Annotated in this window: 18 protein-coding genes; 10 read left to right on the forward strand and 8 right to left on the reverse strand. The window is 49.1% G+C overall.

What is annotated here, in order from left to right; genetic code table 11:
- Nucleotides 1-3: 3 nt before the first annotated feature.
- The 8 genes from B0475_RS05715 to B0475_RS05750 all read right to left on the reverse strand — a co-directional run bounded on the left by B0475_RS05715 (nt 4) and on the right by B0475_RS05750 (nt 8,028).
- Nucleotides 4-405 (reverse strand): hypothetical protein, encoded by a 402-nt coding sequence (locus tag B0475_RS05715; RefSeq protein ID WP_077410802.1) that lies wholly within the window; start codon nt 403-405, stop codon nt 4-6.
- Nucleotides 405-1,097 carry a response regulator transcription factor gene (locus B0475_RS05720; protein ID WP_077410803.1) on the reverse strand — a complete coding sequence of 231 codons (693 nt, stop codon included), beginning with the start codon at nt 1,095-1,097 and terminating at the stop codon, nt 405-407. The genes B0475_RS05715 and B0475_RS05720 overlap by 1 nt, the downstream gene beginning before the upstream one ends.
- A gap of 90 nt (nt 1,098-1,187) precedes the next feature.
- On the reverse strand, nt 1,188-2,549 hold the full coding sequence (locus B0475_RS05725; protein WP_077410804.1) for a coniferyl aldehyde dehydrogenase: 1,362 nt from the start codon (nt 2,547-2,549) through the stop codon (nt 1,188-1,190).
- Between the two features lie 2 nt (nt 2,550-2,551).
- Nucleotides 2,552-4,705 (reverse strand): HAMP domain-containing histidine kinase, encoded by a 2,154-nt coding sequence (locus B0475_RS05730; RefSeq protein WP_077410805.1) that lies wholly within the window; start codon nt 4,703-4,705, stop codon nt 2,552-2,554.
- Entirely contained in the window at nt 4,702-5,244 is a 543-nt protein-coding gene (locus B0475_RS05735; protein WP_077410806.1) for a DUF4390 domain-containing protein, read from the reverse strand. The genes B0475_RS05730 and B0475_RS05735 overlap by 4 nt, the downstream gene beginning before the upstream one ends.
- Nucleotides 5,241-6,488 (reverse strand): 16S rRNA (cytosine(967)-C(5))-methyltransferase RsmB, encoded by a 1,248-nt coding sequence (rsmB, locus tag B0475_RS05740; RefSeq protein ID WP_077410807.1) that lies wholly within the window; start codon nt 6,486-6,488, stop codon nt 5,241-5,243. The genes B0475_RS05735 and rsmB overlap by 4 nt, the downstream gene beginning before the upstream one ends.
- Complete coding sequence (gene fmt, locus B0475_RS05745; protein ID WP_077410934.1) at nt 6,485-7,408, reverse strand: methionyl-tRNA formyltransferase; 924 nt, start codon at nt 7,406-7,408, stop codon at nt 6,485-6,487. The genes rsmB and fmt overlap by 4 nt, the downstream gene beginning before the upstream one ends.
- 2 nt (nt 7,409-7,410) lie before the next feature.
- The gene (locus B0475_RS05750) at nt 7,411-8,028 is read right to left on the reverse strand and encodes a thymidine kinase (RefSeq protein ID WP_077410808.1); all 618 of its coding nucleotides are present in this window, start codon (nt 8,026-8,028) and stop codon (nt 7,411-7,413) included.
- 227 nt (nt 8,029-8,255) lie between these two features.
- Here B0475_RS05750 and B0475_RS05755 point away from each other — a divergent pair, with 227 nt between their 5' ends.
- From B0475_RS05755 to purH, 10 genes are all read left to right on the forward strand, one after another.
- Complete coding sequence (locus B0475_RS05755; protein ID WP_157892733.1) at nt 8,256-10,115, forward strand: EAL domain-containing protein; 1,860 nt, start codon at nt 8,256-8,258, stop codon at nt 10,113-10,115.
- Nucleotides 10,116-10,162: 47 nt separating this feature from the next.
- Nucleotides 10,163-10,483: a divalent-cation tolerance protein CutA gene (gene cutA, locus B0475_RS05760; protein WP_077410810.1), complete on the forward strand. Its 321-nt coding sequence runs from the start codon at nt 10,163-10,165 to the stop codon at nt 10,481-10,483.
- Nucleotides 10,467-12,698: a protein-disulfide reductase DsbD gene (gene dsbD / locus B0475_RS05765; protein ID WP_077410811.1), complete on the forward strand. Its 2,232-nt coding sequence runs from the start codon at nt 10,467-10,469 to the stop codon at nt 12,696-12,698. Before cutA ends, dsbD begins: the two co-directional genes overlap by 17 nt.
- A 70-nt stretch (nt 12,699-12,768) precedes the next feature.
- Nucleotides 12,769-13,197, forward strand: a complete 429-nt coding sequence (gene aroQ, locus B0475_RS05770; protein WP_077410812.1) for a type II 3-dehydroquinate dehydratase — start codon at nt 12,769-12,771, stop codon at nt 13,195-13,197.
- A gap of 17 nt (nt 13,198-13,214) precedes the next feature.
- Nucleotides 13,215-13,667, forward strand: a complete 453-nt coding sequence (gene accB / locus B0475_RS05775; protein ID WP_077410813.1) for an acetyl-CoA carboxylase biotin carboxyl carrier protein — start codon at nt 13,215-13,217, stop codon at nt 13,665-13,667.
- Between the two features lie 15 nt (nt 13,668-13,682).
- Nucleotides 13,683-15,029 carry an acetyl-CoA carboxylase biotin carboxylase subunit gene (gene accC, locus B0475_RS05780; RefSeq protein WP_077410814.1) on the forward strand — a complete coding sequence of 449 codons (1,347 nt, stop codon included), beginning with the start codon at nt 13,683-13,685 and terminating at the stop codon, nt 15,027-15,029.
- On the forward strand, nt 15,029-15,919 hold the full coding sequence (prmA, locus tag B0475_RS05785; RefSeq protein WP_077410815.1) for a 50S ribosomal protein L11 methyltransferase: 891 nt from the start codon (nt 15,029-15,031) through the stop codon (nt 15,917-15,919). The genes accC and prmA overlap by 1 nt, the downstream gene beginning before the upstream one ends.
- A 97-nt stretch (nt 15,920-16,016) precedes the next feature.
- The gene (locus B0475_RS05790) at nt 16,017-16,817 is read left to right on the forward strand and encodes a zinc-ribbon and DUF3426 domain-containing protein (RefSeq protein ID WP_077410816.1); all 801 of its coding nucleotides are present in this window, start codon (nt 16,017-16,019) and stop codon (nt 16,815-16,817) included.
- Nucleotides 16,814-17,053: a helix-turn-helix domain-containing protein gene (locus B0475_RS05795; RefSeq protein ID WP_077410817.1), complete on the forward strand. Its 240-nt coding sequence runs from the start codon at nt 16,814-16,816 to the stop codon at nt 17,051-17,053. Before B0475_RS05790 ends, B0475_RS05795 begins: the two co-directional genes overlap by 4 nt.
- Before the next feature lie 141 nt (nt 17,054-17,194).
- Nucleotides 17,195-18,772, forward strand: coding sequence for a bifunctional phosphoribosylaminoimidazolecarboxamide formyltransferase/IMP cyclohydrolase (gene purH / locus B0475_RS05800; RefSeq protein ID WP_077410818.1), 1,578 nt, complete (start codon nt 17,195-17,197; stop codon nt 18,770-18,772).
- Nucleotides 18,773-18,780 lie beyond the last annotated feature (8 nt).

Here is an 18,780-nt window from a genome sequence, read left to right on the forward strand (position 1 = left end):
TCATCAGCCTGCGATCTGGTCTGCCATTTTTTTCAATAAGCTGGCTAATTCCTTGCGGTGGGTCAGGTTTTCATCCAGGGCATCGGTTTTTTGTTGCAGTTCACTAAGGATGCTGGCTTCGGTGTCAATGATGGTATTTTTCAACTGTTGCTCGAGTTGTGCCAGACGTTCGTTTTGATCTGCTGATAAGTGGTCCAGACCCTGATTGCTCTGTTTTTCCAGGGTTGCCAGGTTTTGACTTAATTGCTTGTCCAGCGCTTCCATTTTGTTCTTGATGCCATTGAACTGCTTGTTGATCTCAGCTTCCAGTTGAGCAAAACGTTTTTCGATGTTTTTGGTTTGTTCGCCAAACAGAATGTCTCTGATCTGGTCGACGGAATTGGCGTTGTTTTTATTGTCTGCCATTATGATGCTCCTTGATCGGTCTTAATCAAACGATAACCTTTGTGATAAACAGAAATCAGTTTCCATCCGGAACTGCCATCAAGATCCAGTTTTTTCCGTAGCCGGCTGATGTGGGTATCCACTGTTCTGGTGGAAATGGAGGCAGTCTTGGTCCAGATGGTTTCCAACAAATAGTCACGCGAAATCAGCCGGTCCGGGTTGTTGAAAAAATAAAACGCCAGTTGGAATTCTTTGGCTGTTAGTTTGATTGGGGTGGCCAGGTAAGTCACGGTGTGCTCGTTGCTGTCAAACTGAAACGGATCAAACTCCCGTTTGTTCGGGTTACCTTTATTATGCCGTCGGTGAAGGGCCTGAGCCCGGGCTATCAGCTCGACCTCTTTGATGGGCTTGACCAGGTAGTCATCAGCTCCCTGATCGAGTGCTTTCACCAGGTCATCATCATGACCACGGGTGGTGGCGAAAATAACCGGCAAATCATGAAAATCACTGGATCGGATCCAATTCAGGATTTCCAGTCCATTCAGTCCGGGTAGGTTCCAGTCAAGAATCACCAGGTCGGGCTGTTCATAGGGTAATTTATCAATGAAAGCCCTGCCATCAACAAACAATTGACAGTTGTGATTGTGTGCTTCAAGCCAGTGCTGCATTAACTCAGACTGGTCTGTATCGTCCTCTAAAATAAATACGTTCATCCAAATGCTTTTTGGTTTGTACTGATAATCCCATTATTCTAACGCAAAAAGACATCATTTAGTATGTTCGCATTGTCGTCGGACCTGTTTTCAGCTCATCCAATTGAGTATTTTCTTTTTCAATTGGCTGTAAGGCGCCCTGACCAGGTTGTTCAGGTTGATCCGGGACTGATAGTAAACTGACTTCATGTGACTCATCGCCAGGAAGCCCTGGTGGCCGTGGTAGCTGCCCATGCCGCTGGCGCCAATGCCACCGAATGGCAAGCCTTCCTGTGCAAAGTGCACCAGGGTTTCATTGATCGCCAATGAGCCTGAAGTGGTTTGTTCTCTGACCTGACGGATCACCGCCGGACGATGACTGAACAGGTACAATGTCAATGGTCGTTCACCTTGGTTGATGAAATCAATGCCGTCCTGCAGGGTGTCGATGGTCATGATGGGCAGATAGGGGCCAAAAATTTCTTCTTGCATTATTGGGTGATCAGCGGCTGGGTCCAATATCAGGGTAGGGGGGATTTTTTGTCTGGCAGGTTCCGACGATTCACTCAATGGCACGATTTGTGTGGCAGCAAGTCCCTCGGTGTATTTGTTGAGTCGTTGCATGTGATGAGCATTAACCACAGCCGTGTAATCATCATTCTCAGCAAAGTCTGGGTAGCTGGTGGTCAGTTGTTGCTTCAGTTGTTCGACCAATTCAGCTTTGCGCTCTTTGCTGATCAGGATATAGTCCGGTGCGATACAGGTTTGCCCTGCATTGAACCATTTGCCTTTGGCAATGCTGTTGGCGGCTTTGTCCAGTGGATAATTATCATCAATCAGCACGGGCGATTTACCACCCAATTCCAGGGTCAGCGGGGTGAGGTGCTGGCTGGCATTGTTCATGATGATTTTACCGACCTGCGTGGAGCCGGTGAACAACAAGTGATCAAGCGGCAACTGACTGAACTCATTGGCCACTTTTGCGTCGCCTAACACCACAAAAACTTCGTCTTCAGTAAATACTTGACGCAGCAGTTTTTGGGTCAGGGTGGCAGTTTTCGGGGTTACTTCAGATGGTTTGATCATCACCCGGTTACCGGCAGCGATGGCCGCCACCAATGGTTCAATGACCAGGTTAAAAGGATAATTCCAGGGTGCCATTACACCAACCACTCCTTTGGGTTGGGGGGAGATGGCACATTTTGAAGGGAAGAATTTCCAATTCGCGTGCCAGACCTTTTCCCTGGTCCATTGTTTGATGTTTTTTAAGGTGTGTTTGATTTCATCAAGACAAACCATCACTTCGGCCATCTGTGATTCCTGGGCACAACGGTGAGAAAAATCACTGCTGACTGTGTTGATGATTTCTACCTGGTGTTGTCGTATGATGCGGGCCAGTGACTTGAGGCGCGCGGTGCGTTCAGCCAGGGTCAGTGCCGGCAGTTGTTTCATTTTTTGCAGTTGTTGTTGCATATTTAGGCCAATGGTAGGTGGATGCTGATTCTGGCACCGACTGTGAGGTTTTCTGCCTCAATGGTGCCACCGTGTTCTTCGACAATTTTCTTAACGATCGCCAGTCCCAGCCCTGAACCGCCTTGTTTGGTGGTTTCGTAAGGTTCGAACACATGTTCGATGATGTCTTCGGCGAATCCATGGCCGTTGTCGGTGATGTTTAACTGGAGTTGATTGTGGTCTGTGCGGGTGCTGATGGCGATCCTGACATCCCCTTCATCGACGCTTTCCTGGGCATTCTTAATCAGGTTGGTCAGTAATTGAGTCATCCGGCCTTTGTCGAGTAATAATTGAGGTTCGGGTTCGATCAAATCGAGTTCAAACACAATACCCGGATGAGACAGACTGTACAGGTCGACAATTTCATTGATCAGCTGATTGAGCCCTCCCAGTTCTTTTTTCAGCTCCGGGGGTTTGGCATAGTCTGAAAAGGCATTCACCAGGGTTTTCAGGTTTTCCACCTGAGAAACGATGGTTTGGGTGGCCCGGTTGAGGATCTCATCTTCTTCTTTTGACAATTTGCCGGCGAAACGCATGTGCATCCGTTCGGCCGATAATTGGATTGGGGTGAGCGGATTTTTGACCTCATGTGCCAGTCTTCTGGCCACTTCACTCCAGGCGGCATCACGCTGTGCCTGATTGATGATGGTCTGGTCATCAAACACAATCACATGACCACCGCCTTCAATTTCCTGTTCACTGATCTGCGAACCGCGGACCAGCAGGATCCGCCGCAGAGAATCTTCTGCGATCAACACTTCCTGTTGCCAGTAATTGGTTTTGTCAGTCACTTTTTGTTTGATCAATTCAATCAAAGGCTGCAATGTTGGGTTTTTCATTGCTATGTAGTCGATGTTGCGATTGATCAGGCTGTGCTTGCCCAGATGGAGGATCTTATGGGTGGCTTCATTGCTCAGCCGGATCAGCAGATCCTGATCAATACTGATCACACCACTGGTCAGGTGAGACAACACATTCTCAAGATATGCCCTTTGGTTCTCTGCATCACTTTGTGCGCGGTGAGCCAGTGCGCTGGAGGTGGCGATTTGTGATGACATGGAGTTGAATGACTCGATCAGTAGCCCCAGCTCATCCTTGGAATCCACCGGAATGACTTTACTGAATTTACCTTCAGTGATGTCTTTGGTTGCTTCAGACAACAGTTTAATTGGTGCCACCAACCGGCGTGCTGAAGAAAATGCCCGCAGCATGGCCAGCAACACGCTGATCAACAGCACAATGGTCAGGATGATGTTGAAGGTGCTTTTCAGTTGTTGACGCTGATAGGTTTGTTTGTCGTACTCATGAAACTGGGTTTCGATGTTGATGGCCAGGCTTTCATATTCTTCGGGAATTGGAAACAAGCCCTGCAGGTATCTTCTCGAACCGACGCTGGCGGTGTTATTGAAGATGGGCAAAACCACGCGGATTTGTAAGCCGGTGGCACCGGCAGGTTCAACCCGGGCATAATTGCGGTTGTTAGACACTTCGTTGAAAGTATTTTGTGGCAGGGTCGGAGAGACAAAGTTTAGGGGATCTATGTTGCTGCTGCTGACCAGCTGTCCATCAGAGCCATAGATGGACAAAGAATTGGCTTTGGAGTTATCCAGTAAACGATCGAGGTAGATCGCCTGATTCAATACCGGTACTTCAGAAAGTTCGGTGACCATGCTGCGGGCTTCGTTCAGATGTGCCAGGGTTTGGGTGTCCAGGAAAGTGTTGCCCAGGGTGATGGCATCATTCAGTGCCTGGTCGGTTCGCACATCAAACCAGGAGTCGACATATTGATTGACCAGCATGGTGGCAAACAAGTACAGCACGATCACTGGAGGCAATGACAAACCGGTGAACATCAACACCATGCGGGTGGTCAGCTGAATACCGGGTTCCTTGTCTTTTCTCTTCAGGTACAACCAGACAATGCGTTGAATGATGATCAGGGTCAGGATCAATACAGCCAGGACTGATGCGGCGAACAGCCAAATGTATATCCGATTAAACTGTTCAGCTCCCTGAATGGCCCGGGCCAATAGGTATAAAGCGGTCAGCAAAGTGATCAGCAATGCCATGATGGGCAGGTTCTTGTTGAGCAACAAAGGTCGCAGCTGTTTCATCATGGCTGGCTACCAGGGGGTTGGCTCAGGGCTGTGCGTTGCCAGTCTGAATTGAGGTTCCAGTCCTGATCAAACACAGTTGGCAACTGCATGGTTGAGGGCAGCGCCTGTTTATCCAGGAAAAAGCGGGTTTCCACATGAGTGGCCTGTTTAAAGGCAGTGAAGCGAAACTGACTTTGCAAAGACATGTGCTCCAGTAACTGCTCCAGGGTAACAAAACTTTGTTTTTCGTCAGATCCACGATGGGTCAGTTGGTATTGCCTGCTGAGGGAAAAGTATCGCACTTGATAGGTGTTGATTTTGCTGCTGATTTCATCATCAAACCACCAATCCACTTGCTTGAATAATTTGGCTTGCATCACAAAAGTGATGACAATCCCGTTGTTGATTGCTTCTTTGATTTTGTCTGAAATCTCCAGATCAAACCTGGGGTTAATGAGCAGCTCAGTCTGAGTTCGTTGTTGATGGGTTTGCTGATGAGTGGCCTCTGCCAGCAACAGGCCCGGAAGCAGCAAACAGCACAACAACCAAGATTTATTCATGATTGTTTGCTCAACAGGCAATAATAAAACCCATCCATGTCATCGGTTCCAGTGATGATTTGCTGACCATGCAGCGCAGTCCGTGCACCAGGTAGTTGTAAAGGCAATTCAGAGAAGTCAGGTTTGGATGAGAGGAATTTTTTAATTTGGCGTTCATTTTCAGAACGAAACACAGAGCACGTGGCATATAGCAGTAAGCCGCCAGGTTTCAAGAGGGCGGACATGGTTTGCAGGATGTCCTGCTGTAATGCCGTCAATGGTTTCAAGTGTTCAGCCTTTCTGGATATTTTGATGTCCGGATTGCGGCGGACCACGCCGGTCGCACTGCACGGAACATCGAGTAATATTTTGTCATATTTTTCACCACTGTACCAAGTTTCCGGTTGGGTGGCATCTCCGCAGATCAGCTGGTGAGCTGTCAACTGCAGGCGCGTTAGGTTGCTTTTGACCTGATCTAGTCGGCCCGGTTCCTTTTCGAGGATGTCCAGAACAATGTTCGGCTGGCGTTCCAGCAGGTGACAAGATTTGCCGCCTGGTGCAGCACAGGCATCCAGTATCCGTTCACCTGGCTGCGGATCAAGGATCATCGCAGACAATTGTGCGGCGGCATCCTGAACCGAATATTGGCCGCCGTGCAAAGCACTGTCACCGCTGGCTTTGTGGTCACTCATCAGCCAGGCTGTGGGAATCTCTGGATGTTGCTGGCCGGCCAATTGCTTAGCCGGGTTTTTATTGCGTACCCACAAGGGGGGTTTTTGGTTATTGGCCTGCAAGATTTGCAGGTAATCATCTGGCCAGTCTTTTTTTAGAATGTCAATCCACCATTGGGGATGTTCAAACTGTTCAACAGGTGTTTCTGGTTGGTAAATTTGGTCGTTGATGGCCAGGCGCAACACTTTATTGACCAATCCGCTGGCCCAGTTTTTTTTGTTCTTACGCACGGTCTTGATGGCTTCATTGACAATCGCATGATCAGGCGTTTCCATGTAAAACTTTTGCGCCAGACTGAGGGTCAGCAATTCGCCAACCCAGAGATCCTTGAGTGGTTTTTTCAGGTGTTTTTGCCAACGGGCTGTGAGGCTGTAATGATGACGGAGTGAAACGTAGCAGGCATGTTGAATCCAGGCCTGGTCCTGCGCAGGAAGCTGATCAGGCAGTACCGATTTCATGGCTGCTTTCAGGTGCTGTCCTTTGATGACCACCTGGTACAGCACCTGTGTTGCCAGATGGCGGGTGGCTGTCATACCGTATACCAATCCTGTTTGGCAGCCATAAACGCGCCCACTGGCATGCGTTTTTTGCCGGCTTTTTGCAGATCAAGTATGCTCAATTGAGCTTCGCCACATTGCACCACCAATCGTTTTTTGCTGGCTTCCACCAGGGTGCCAGGATCTGCGGTTGACGTCGATGACACCACATGGGCATGCCATAGTTTGAAGGTTTCCCCCTGGATCACCGCCTGAGTACCCGGCCAGGGGTTAAAGGCCCTGATTTGGCGTTCAATTTCAATGGCCGGAAGGTTCCAGTCAATCCTGGATTCTGTTTTCTTCAGTTTGTGTGCATAAGTGGCCTGATCATGGTCCTGAGTCTGTGCCTCAGGTAGTTGCCCTGATTCCAGCTCTGCAACACAACTGATAATGGCTTCTGCGCCCATGTGGCTCAACCGGTCATGCAATGATTGTCCAGTGTCATCGGGCCTGATATCGGTTGGATACATGTGATACACGGGTCCGGTATCCAATCCTGCTTCCATGTGCATGATGGCCACTCCGGTGGTTTCATCTCCAGCCAGAATGGCGCGGTGAATGGGGGCTGCGCCTCGCCACTTCGGCAACAGTGAAGCATGGATGTTCCAGCAGCCGTGGCGGGGAATATCCAGGATGTTTTGCGGAATGATCAATCCATAAGCCACAACCACCATCAGGTCAGGATTCAGTTGCTGTAACAGCTCAATGGTTTCCGGATCTTTCAGATTGGCCGGTTGATGAACCGGAATACCGTGTTTTTCTGCTTCGATTTTGACCGGGGTTTTCTGTACCTGTTGGCCACGACCTTTGGGTTTGTCCGGCTGTGTAAATACCGCTTGAATGTGGTGTCCGGCAGCCACCAAACCGGCCAGCGGCGGGACTGAAAAATCTGGTGTGCCACAAAACACAATGTTCAGCATCACATGTCCTCCAATGGTAATGAGATCTGCGATGGCTTGATGCTGCCCTGATCATGAAAGATGCGTTTGTATTCAGCCCTTGAAACCGAAACATAGCGTTCGTTGCCACCAATCTGAATCTGGGCACCCGTTTTAATGGCTTTGCCGGTTTCGTCGATGCGTACCACCATGGTGGCTTTTTTACCGGTGTGGCAGATGGTTTTGAGTTCCCTGAGTTCATCTGCCCATGCCAATAAATACTGACTGCCTTCAAACAATTCACCTTGAAAGTCGGTACGCAAGCCATAAGCCAGCACCGGCACTTGTATCTGGTCAACAATGTCTGTCAGCTGATAAACCTGTGCTTTGCTGAGAAACTGGGCTTCATCAACCAGGATGCAATCCACAGCTGGCTGTTGACTGATCAGTTCGAACAGGTTTTCAGACTGATTGAAGATGATTGAGGGTGAGTGAATCCCAATGCGGGATTTCACCACGCCTTTTCCAAACCGGTCATCCAATGACGATGACAGGATCAGGGTTTTCATGCCGCGCTCGCGGTAATTATGACTGGATTGCAGTAAGTGCGTGGTTTTACCAGCATTCATTGCAGAGTAATAAAAGTACAGTTTGGCCATGCCACAGTAGACAGTAAATGCGCCATTTTAACAGAATTCAGCGGTCAAAAGTCAGGCCTTGTTTCAGGTGATTGATTCAATCTCTGAGCCGCATTGGTTGATGACTCAGTGCTTGTGGGTTGAAAAATTCACTGCGCCGATATTTAAAAGTGCTATGATAATAAGGGTGTGGATGAATGCTCAACTGATACGTTATGACATAAGTGGGAAAAAAATATCTGATAATCATGGTTGTTGTGGTCACGGTGATGGTGACACTGTTCATTGCGGCCAGGGGGATATACCAGTATACAACCGATCAGCACATTGATCTGCTGGATGACCAGCTCAAGTTGTGGTCTGAGCACAACAGCCTCGACAATCTATTGCATGACCATTCTCCTGATGTGCAGCCGCACAGTCCCAGCGTTACACCAGACATTCAATTTCCAGTTTTACAGTCATTCAATCCGGCCGGTTTACTGATCATTGAACATCAGCACAATCAGCCTGTGGTCCGACATTGGTTTCCTGTGGCTGGCAATTCGGTTGATCCCGAACCACTGTTGCAAGATCTGATGCCCGTGCTGGCCAGGGACAACCCCCATGGAATGGGCCTGACATTCAGACGGCAGGATCAGTCATACCGGGCATTGTTGATCGATGCTGCCGCAGGCAGACAGGCCGTATTGTTGGCCAGACAATCGGTCATGGTCAGTGACTATGTGGTGTTGCTGTTGTGGATGCTGGTGATCATAGTGCTGGTTTCAGTATTGATTTATCTGGTGCATGTGTTGATTTATCAAAAGCGCAGGAAACGCTGGCTGAACATGATAAAAAACGCCAAAATTGACCCATTGACCGGATTGCCCAACCAGCATCAGTTGCAACGGGATCTGAAACACGCCAGGCACACCAACCTGGCCTTCATCAAGTTCCACAATTTCAACAGTATTCTGAACACCTATGGCCCAGCCATCACCGATGATGTGATCAGGCAGATTTCGGCCGTGATCGCAGGTTTTTCTCATCCGTTGTCAAAAAATGGTACTTGCTACCATGTTCAACAGGCGGTGTTCGCAACCCTGGAAGATCAGCAGATTTCCTATGAAAAAATTGCCCAGTTGACCAAAGACCTGGTCACGGCCATCATGACCACCCGGTACGAGGTTGGTGACGGAGAATACATTTCGGTGAATGTCACAGTGGGAGCGGTGCGTCAGAATCGGGATGCTTTTATGCTGGCCAACATGGCCTTGCAGGAAGCTGAAAGGAAGAACCTGCAGTTTTATCTGATTGATGAACATGACAGCTGGTTGCCAGAAACGTACAGGCGTGATCTGGCGCTGACTCAGGTGTTGCTTGAGGGTCTCAAAGAAGATCGCATTGTGGCTTATTATCAACCGATATTTTGTGCCAGGACCAAGCAAGTGGTGAAATATGAATGCTTGTCCAGACTGATCGGCCGTGATGGTGAAGTGGAACTGATGCCCAATGTGTTTATTCCGTTGGCTCACCGCGCCAATGTGTATGCGCAAATCACCAAAGCCATGATTCGTCAGGCCATCAGCCTGGTCGAAGCCTACCACATCAACGTGTCTCTGAACCTCAGTGTTTCGGATATTCACAACAGACGAACCTGTGAATACCTGTTTCATAAACTCAAAAGTTCTGGCCTGGGTCAGTACATCCAGATCGAACTGTTGGAAAATGAGGCCATCATTGAAACTGACGACATCATCGAATTCATTGGGGAGCTGAAGTCCATTGGCTGTCGGGTGGGCATGGATGATCTGGGTAAAGGTCATTCCAATATTGAACGGCTGATTAATTTACCAATTGATTATGTCAAAATCGATCGTTCCATCATGGAAAACGTAACGCACAACCTGGAGATGCAGAATGTGGCCAGAGGAATTGTCAAACTGGCTCACAAAAAGGGCCTGGAAGTGGTGGCTGAATACTGCTCCACCAGGGCCTTGACACAACTGGCCATAGATCTCGGGGTGGATTATTTGCAAGGATTCTATCTGGGTAAACCCGGTCCCTACGAATTTGAAGTTAATGCAGACGCTGACAAGCCGCTTTCATCACAAACGGTGCAGTGACTTTCTGTTAATATGTGGCTCCAATCACCAGGCGTCCATTTTTTTGCATGAATTATCAACACATCCAGGTCTTCATCAGTTGCCAGAATAAGTCAGAAGCCAAAAAATTGGTTGAATCTTTGTTGGCAGACCAGATAATTGCCTGTGCACAAATTTTGCCTGAAGTGGAATCTTTTTATCGCTGGAAAGGTCAGATCGTCAATGATCAGGAATGTTTGCTGTTGCTGAAAACCCGGCATCGGCATTTTTCTGCAATTGAACAACTGGTCAGAGAAGGGCACAGTTATGATGTGCCGGAAATCATTGCTGTCCCGCTGGTGGACGGCTCAACAGACTATTTAAAGTGGATCGATGAACAAACTGAATAAACTGATATTGATATGGGCAACCGGTTGGTTGCTGCTGCACAGTGTGGCTGGACAAGCTGCTCAGCAAAATCCACCGCCACCAGATGAGGCCATGCAGGTATCATACCGGGTAATTGATGGCAATCAGATAGAGGTTCGGTTTGAGCTGATTGAGGATGTGTATCTGTATCGCCATGCATTGGCATTCACTGGTGAAAACCTGATGGTGGATGAAGCAGCGCTGTTCATCCCGGCGGGCAAGGAAAAAGATGACCCTGCATTTGGTCTGGTTGAGACATATTGGGATGAGCTGATCGTGCGGGTGCCGTTCAGTTCAGTGGGTGAAAATCCGGTGTTGAAAGTCAAGTACCAGGGCTGTGTGGAAAATTTCATTTGTTATCCACCACAACGGCTGTCTTTTGATTTATCGGCTGAACCTTTGTTGTCGTCCGGCGCGCCTGCGCCCATACAACCGGCCGGTTCCCTGTTGAACAGTGGTTCCGGTTCCGGTGGATTCTTTGGTGGCGAACAGTTGTTACCTGTCGACCAGGCCTTTCAGTTTGAAACCATTGCCCTTGATGGTGATCGCCTGATGGCGCGATTTACCATGGCGCCCAATATATATCTGTACAAAGACCAGATTCAGTTCAGCAGTTTCACCAACGGAGTTTCGCTGGGTAAGCCGGTGTTTCCGCAGGCGGTGCTGAAGGATGACCCGGAATTCGGTTTGGTGGATGTTTATTATGACGTGGTGGAAATCGAGCTGCCGATCAGTCGCTCGAAGGCTGGGCTCAGCCAAATGGACATTGAAGCTGCTTTTCAGGGGTGTGAAGATGGCAAGGTTTGCTATCCGCCAACGGCACAATTGGTGACCGTTGAGCTGCCGCCTGCGGTGACCCTGGTACAAACCGAAGACCTGTTGGACAGTGAGTCAGCCGTTGAATTATCAGAAACCGAAGTCATCAGCCAGGTGTTTGACCGTTCTGTGTTACTCATCCTGTTGCAATTTTTTGGATTTGGCTTGTTGCTGTCTCTGACCCCTTGCGTGTTTCCCATGATTCCCATTCTGTCTGGCCTGATCGTGGGTCAAAAGAACCCCTCTACAGCCAAGGCTTTTACTTTATCGGTGGTTTATGTGCTGGCCATGGCGCTGACTTATACCGCAGTCGGCGTCATTGCAGGAATGGCTGAGGTCAATTTACAGGCATTGTTCCAGACACCCTGGATCATCATTGTATTCTCTCTGGTATTTGTGTTGCTGGCATTGAGTATGTTTGGTTTTTATGACCTGCAGTTGCCAGCCAGCTGGCAAAGTAAACTTTCCGGTATTTCCAATCGTCAGAAAAGTGGATCATATGCGGGAGTGGCGGTGATGGGGCTGTTGTCAGCCTTGATTGTCGGGCCTTGTGTGGCACCTCCGTTGGCGGCAGCGGTGCTTTTCATTTCATCAACCGACAGTGGACCGGTGTTGGGTGGATTGGCCTTGTTCGCCATGTCAATTGGAATGGGCGTACCGTTGATTGCGATTGGCACTTCTGCTGGGAAGTGGATGCCAGGTGCCGGGGGCTGGATGAATGTGGTTAAATCATTCTTTGGTATCCTGTTGTTAGGCATGGCCATCTGGTTCCTGTCGAGAATTATGCCTGGTGACACCATTCTGATGACATGGGGTGTGTTGCTGATTGCCACCGCGGTGATGTGGCATCAGCATGCCAAAGCCAATGGACTCAGTGGCTGGGTCATGTCGCTGTTTGATGCGTTGAAAGTCATCTTGCTGGTGGTGGGCATTGCCCAGCTACTGGGAGGCATGGCCGGTAAGGAAGATCCTTTCAGGCCATTGCAAGGGGTGTTTTCCGGTGGTGCCACTGCGGCTGAACAAAAGGTGAACTTCAAAACCATCAAGTCAGTGGATGACCTGAACCGCGAAATACAGCAAAGCAACCGGCCTGTTTTTCTGGACTTTTATGCCGATTGGTGTGTGGAGTGTATCCGCATGGAAAAAACCACCTTCAAAGACCCTCAAATTGTTGCATTGGCTGCTGAATTTACTGTGCTGAAAGCTGATGTCACAGCTCAGGACGATGAGGACAGGGCGTTGATGAAGCAGTTTGGTGTGGTTGGTCCGCCAGCCAGTTTGTTCTTTGCTGCTGATGGTACCCCGTTAAAGGCGAGAAACTTCTTTGGCTACAAATCTGCAGGCGAACTGAAACAAACGTTTGAAAAAATATTAAATTAAGCACATTTCTGGACATTCGCTACCGATTGATGCACAATCGCTGAAATTATAAGCAATATATAGAATTAACATGCGCGAAATTGCGGTCATAAACGGTCCCAATCTGAACCTTCTGGGAGTCAGGGAACCCGAGGTTTATGGCACCGAATCCTTGCAAGACATCAACGACAAAATGAGCCATTTGGCTGATGAGTTGGGTGTGTCTTTGCGGTTCAGGCAATCCAACGCAGAACATGAACTGGTCGAATACATTCATCAGTGCTATGCCGACCAGGTTTCAGGTATTGTCATCAACCCGGCTGCGTTTACCCACACCAGTGTGGCGCTTCGCGACGCTTTGTTGGCAACCGAAATTCCATTCATTGAAGTGCACCTTTCCAACATCCATGCACGGGAATCATTCCGTTCACAGTCGTGGTTGTCGGATGTGGCCATTGGCACCATCACGGGTATGGGCTCAAAAGGCTACCTGATGGCACTTCGTTACTGGCAAGACTAATTCAGCAGGATAAATCAGTGGATATCAGAAAAATAAAAAAGCTCATTGAATTGTTAGAAGACTCTTCACTCACCGAGATGGAAATCACCGAAGGCGAAGAAACCGTTAAATTATCACGCATTTCACAGCACAGCCAGCCAGCTCCGGTGGCGGTTCAGGCTGCTGCACCGGTCGCTGCACCGGCACCTGCTGCTGCCCCCGCACCTGCGGCCGCTGAGGCAACCCCGGAACCCTCTGGTTTGCTGGTCCGCAGCCCCATGGTGGGCACATTTTATGCATCACCCTCACCAGATTCTGAACCGTTTGTCAAAGTGGGTCAGTCTGTCAATGTAGGTGATACACTGTGTATGGTTGAAGCCATGAAGATGTTCAATCAGATTGAATCTGAGCACAAAGGTAAAATCAAACGCATTCTGGTGGAAAATGGTCAACCGGTTGAATTTGATGAACCATTGTTTGAAATTGAGTGATCTTAAGGGGCCATTATGTTCAGTAAAATAGTCATTGCAAACCGGGGTGAAATAGCCCTGCGGATTTTGCGCGCCTGTCAAACCATGGGGGTCAAAACGGTGGCTGTTCATTCCACAGTCGACCGCAATCAAAAACACGTAGGGATGGCCGATGAATCGGTATGTATCGGACCACCTTCCTCATTGGAATCCTACCTGGACATCCCCAAAATCATTGCTGCGGCTGAAGTCACTGACGCCGAAGCCATCCATCCGGGCTATGGTTTTCTGGCAGAAAATGCTGAGTTTGCTGAATGCATCGCCGAATCCGGCTTTAAATTCATTGGACCACGGGCTGAAACCATTCGCCTGATGGGTGATAAGGTGGCGGCCATTGAAGCCATGAAGGCTGCCGGCGTGCCCTGTGTACCCGGTTCTGACGGACCATTGAATGACGATGCCGAACGCAATTTAAAGATCGCCCGTAAAATTGGTTATCCAATCATTGTGAAAGCCGCTGCCGGTGGTGGTGGACGAGGCATGCGGGTGGTACACACTGAAGCGGCCCTGAACAATGCCATCATGACCACCAAAACCGAGGCGAAGGCGGCATTCGGTGATGACACGGTGTACATGGAAAAATACCTGGAAAATCCAAGACACATTGAAATCCAAGTGCTTTCTGACATGCATGGCAATGCCATTCATTTGGGTGAACGTGATTGTTCCATGCAACGCCGCCACCAAAAAGTGGTGGAAGAAGCGCCGGCTCCCGGTTTGACAGATGAAGAACGTGCGGCCATCGGTGAGGTCTGTGTGGCTGCCTGTAAACGCATCCAATATGAAGGAGCAGGAACCTTTGAGTTTTTGTATGACAGTGGTTGTTTCTATTTCATTGAAATGAATACCCGGATTCAGGTTGAGCATCCGGTCACTGAATTGATTACCGGGGTTGACCTGATCAAGCAACAACTGCTGATTGCATCCGGTGAGCCATTGAAAATTAAACAAGATGACATAAAGCTGACTGGCCATGCCATCGAGTGCCGGGTCAATGCAGAGGATCCGGACACCTTCATGCCATGCCCCGGAACCATTGATATTTTTCATGCACCGGGTGGACCGGGTGTGCGGGTTGACTCACATGTTTATGATGGCTATCCTGTACCGCCAAACTATGACTCCATGATAGGTAAAATCATCACCCATGGGGAAGACCGGGAAACGGCCATCAGACGCATGCGTTTGGCGCTGGCTGAAACGGTGGTCAATGGCATCAAAACCAACATCCCGTTACAACAGCGGATCATGACCGATCAGGGATTTGTCAGCGGTGGTAAGAACATCCACTACCTGGAAAAACGCCTCAACGAAAATAAATAATGCCGTTTTACGAGCTCACCGTTCAGGTTGCCCAGCCGCAAGTTGAAGCGTTGGATGAATTACTGCACGCCAATGGTGCGGTTGGGGTGACTTATGTGGATGCCAAAGACCACCCCATTTATGAACCGGCACCTGGTGAAATGCCTTTATGGCAGGACATCAAACTCATTGGTTTGTTTGATCAACAGACCCTGATGCAACAAGCCAGTGATCAGCTGGCACAACAGCACCCTGCTTTACAGCAACTCAAGACTCAACTCAAAGACCAGGTTTGGGAGCGTGTATGGATGGATCATTTTAAGCCGATTCAATTTGGTGCGCACAGTTGGGTCATTCCAGATGGTTTTGCCGTGGTTGATGAGCAGGCGGTTAATCTGATGTTGGATCCGGGACTGGCCTTTGGCACCGGTACTCACGAAACCCCCGCTTTGTGTTTGCGATGGCTGGATGCCAACAGAGCGCATTTGAAAGGCAAGCGACTGGTGGATTTTGGCTGTGGTTCAGGGATTTTGGCGGTGATGGCTTTACTGCATGGTGCACAAGAGGTGATTTGTGTGGACATTGATGAACAAGCCATTCAGGCAACCTGGCAAAATGCAGAAAAAAATGGCGTAGCGGGTGGTATCAGGGTAGTAAATCCGGAAAATGTGGACACCATCAAGAATCAGGACGGGGTTTTGGCTAATATATTGGCTGAACCTTTGATGGCGTATGGTGAATCCTTCAGGCAGATGTTGAAACCAGGAGGCTTTGTCATCCTCAGTGGTATTCTGAAGTCGCAGAAAAACCGCATTGTGGAAAAATACAGCACCCTATTTGTTGACATTGAGACAGAAATTGACCAAGATTGGGTTCGTGTGGGAGCCATCAAAAAATCAGGCAATGAATGACCTGATCATCCAGTCACCAGATTGACAGCAACCGTTCTTTCGGGTCAGTTTATTGGCGCTGGATATTTCCGTTAACAAACCAATTGGGTGAATTAAATTGTATACGCAATGCAGAGGTTGTGGTGAAGTATTCGTGATCGAAGTGGATCACCTCACCCACGCACGCGGTCATGTCAGGTGTAACCTGTGCGGCACTGTTTTTGATGGTTTGGAAACCCTCAGTGCAGAAAAACCCCATGAAGATGAAGACCTGTTGTTACATGATTTTGACAACGCCCCGCCATTGCTGACACAAGCCTATCATTCCATGCTGGTGGCAGATACCGTTGAAGAAGAACTGGAAGAACCCATGATTCCGGGGTTCGCTGAGGCCAGCACTGAAGAAACTCCATTTGCCAGCCAGTCAGCAGAACAACAGCCATCTGATTCATCCCGCTGGATGTGGCGGGGTCTTGCTGTGGCGATGTTGGCCGTGTTTTTTTGGCAGGCGCAAATGGCGGTGGCTTCCGGGCAAATCAAGTTGCCAGAGAACAGCTATACAGATGAGCTGTGCCAATGGATCAGTTGTCAGCAGCCTGGAGAAGCTGTGGATCTGAGTGCCATTTCTTTGGTTTCCAGAAACATCCGGCCCCATCCAGGCAGAGATCATTCGCTGATCATATCTGCCAGCATCATCAACAGCAATGAAGACAGCCTTGCATTCCCGGCACTGGAAATCAAATTATCAGATCTGGACGGACAGATTGTAGCCATGCGACGTTTCCTGGCAGAGGAGTATGTACCAGGTGATGTACTGCGGGCAGGCTTCGTGAGCAACACCCTGATACCGGTTAATCTGGAAATCCTCAGCCCGGGTGATGATGCGGTGGCATTTGAAATTGGGTTTGTACAACCATGAGCCAGGACAGCCACAGTCAAAAAAAATTCACCCGTGAATCGGTTCGCCGCTACCTGGAGTCACTCAATGGCCATAAACCCAATCAATTGTATGATTTGGTGATCGAAGAAACTGAGCGTGGCATGATCACTGAAGTCTTGAAATGGTGCAAAGGCAACCGCACCAACGCCGCTGAAATGCTGGGCATCACCCGCACCACCCTGCGCAATAAAATGCGCAAGTTGAATATTTCCTGAGCATTTGGTCATCCAGACACCGGTTACCTGCTCAGATTGTATTAACACTGGCCGATTCTACTTAAAAATCCCTGATATCCATTAACTTCAAAATTATTCGCGTTTATAATACGCGCTCCTTTGAGCACAATCACATATATCATGGCACAAAATCGTGTACCCATCAGAAGGGCTTTGATCAGCGTTTCTGACAAGACCAACCTGGATATGCTGGCCAACGGCCTGTCACGGCTGGGTGTTGAAATCCTGTCCACTGGTGGCACCGCTAAAATGCTGGAACAATCAGGCATTTTGGTCACTGAAATTTCCCAATACACGGAATTTCCGGAAATGATGGATGGTCGCATCAAGACTTTGCATCCGCGGGTACATGGTGCCTTACTGGGTCGTAACGGGGTGGATGATGAAGTCATGGCACAGCATGGCATTGAGGGGATCGATCTGCTGGTGGTCAACTTGTACCCATTTGAAGCCACCATCAAGCAACAGGGTGTGACCCTGGAGCAGGCGATTGAAAACATCGACATTGGTGGCCCGGCGATGATACGGGCAGCATCCAAAAATCATGACCGGGTCACCGTGCTGGTAAACCCGGAAGATTACGAAGAAATGCTTGATGAATTGAGCACTTATGGTGGCATTTCTCATGCCAATCGTCATATTCTGGCGGCCAAGGCATTTGCCCATACCGCTCGTTATGATGGTTTGATTGCCAATTACCTGAGTGCCATCAATGACACCGAAGAACAGGAAGATTTTCCCCGTTATTTCACCAAACAATTCAATCATCGGTCTGAACTCAGATATGGTGAAAACCCCCATCAGAAAGCCGCTTTTTACACCGAACAAAACCCAGCCAGCGGCACCATGGGGCATGCCTGGCAAATTCAGGGTAAAGCGTTGTCGTATAACAACATCGCCGATGCCGATGCAGCTTTGTCTTGCGTTAAAGAATTCAATGACTTGCCGGCTTGTGTGATTGTCAAGCATGCCAACCCTTGTGGTGTGGCCACTGAGTCCAACCTCACGCTGGCTTATCTGAAGGCTTTCGCCACCGATCCTACATCGGCATTTGGTGGCGTTCTTGCATTCAATCAAAAGTTGACCGCTCAGGTGGCTGAAACCATCCTTGAGAAGCAGTTTGCTGAAGTGATTGTGGCGCCGGCCTATGAGGATGAGGCACTGAAAGTGTTTGCCACCAAGAAAAACCTGCGGGTGATTTGTTGTGGTGATTTGCCCGAACACACCAAACCCTGGAAAATGTACAAACGAGTCAGTGGTGGCTTGCTGGTACAGGATGCCGATATTGAAATGATTGATGTGGCCCAGGCTGAGGTGGTCTCAAAACGGACCCCGACAACTCAGGAATTGACGGACATGGCCTTTGCCTGGAAAGTGGCCAAGTGGGTCAAATCCAATGCCATCGTCTATGTCAAAGATGCCCAAACCATCGGTGTGGGCGCCGGTCAGATGAGTCGGGTGGTGTCGGCCAGAATCGCCTCCATCAAAGCCGATGACGCGGGACTCAAAGTACCGGGTTCAGCGATGGCTTCAGATGCGTTTTTCCCATTCAGGGATGGCATAGATGCGGCCGCTCAGGCAGGCATCACAGCGGTGATTCAACCCGGTGGTTCAATCCGTGATGAGGAGGTCATTCAGGCCGCCGATGAACATGACATGGCGATGATTTTCACCGGCATGCGTCACTTTAACCATTGATGGAGAAG

It is taken from the genome of Marinicella sediminis (assembly GCF_002000055.1).
Classification (GTDB): domain Bacteria; phylum Pseudomonadota; class Gammaproteobacteria; order Xanthomonadales; family Marinicellaceae; genus Marinicella; species Marinicella sediminis.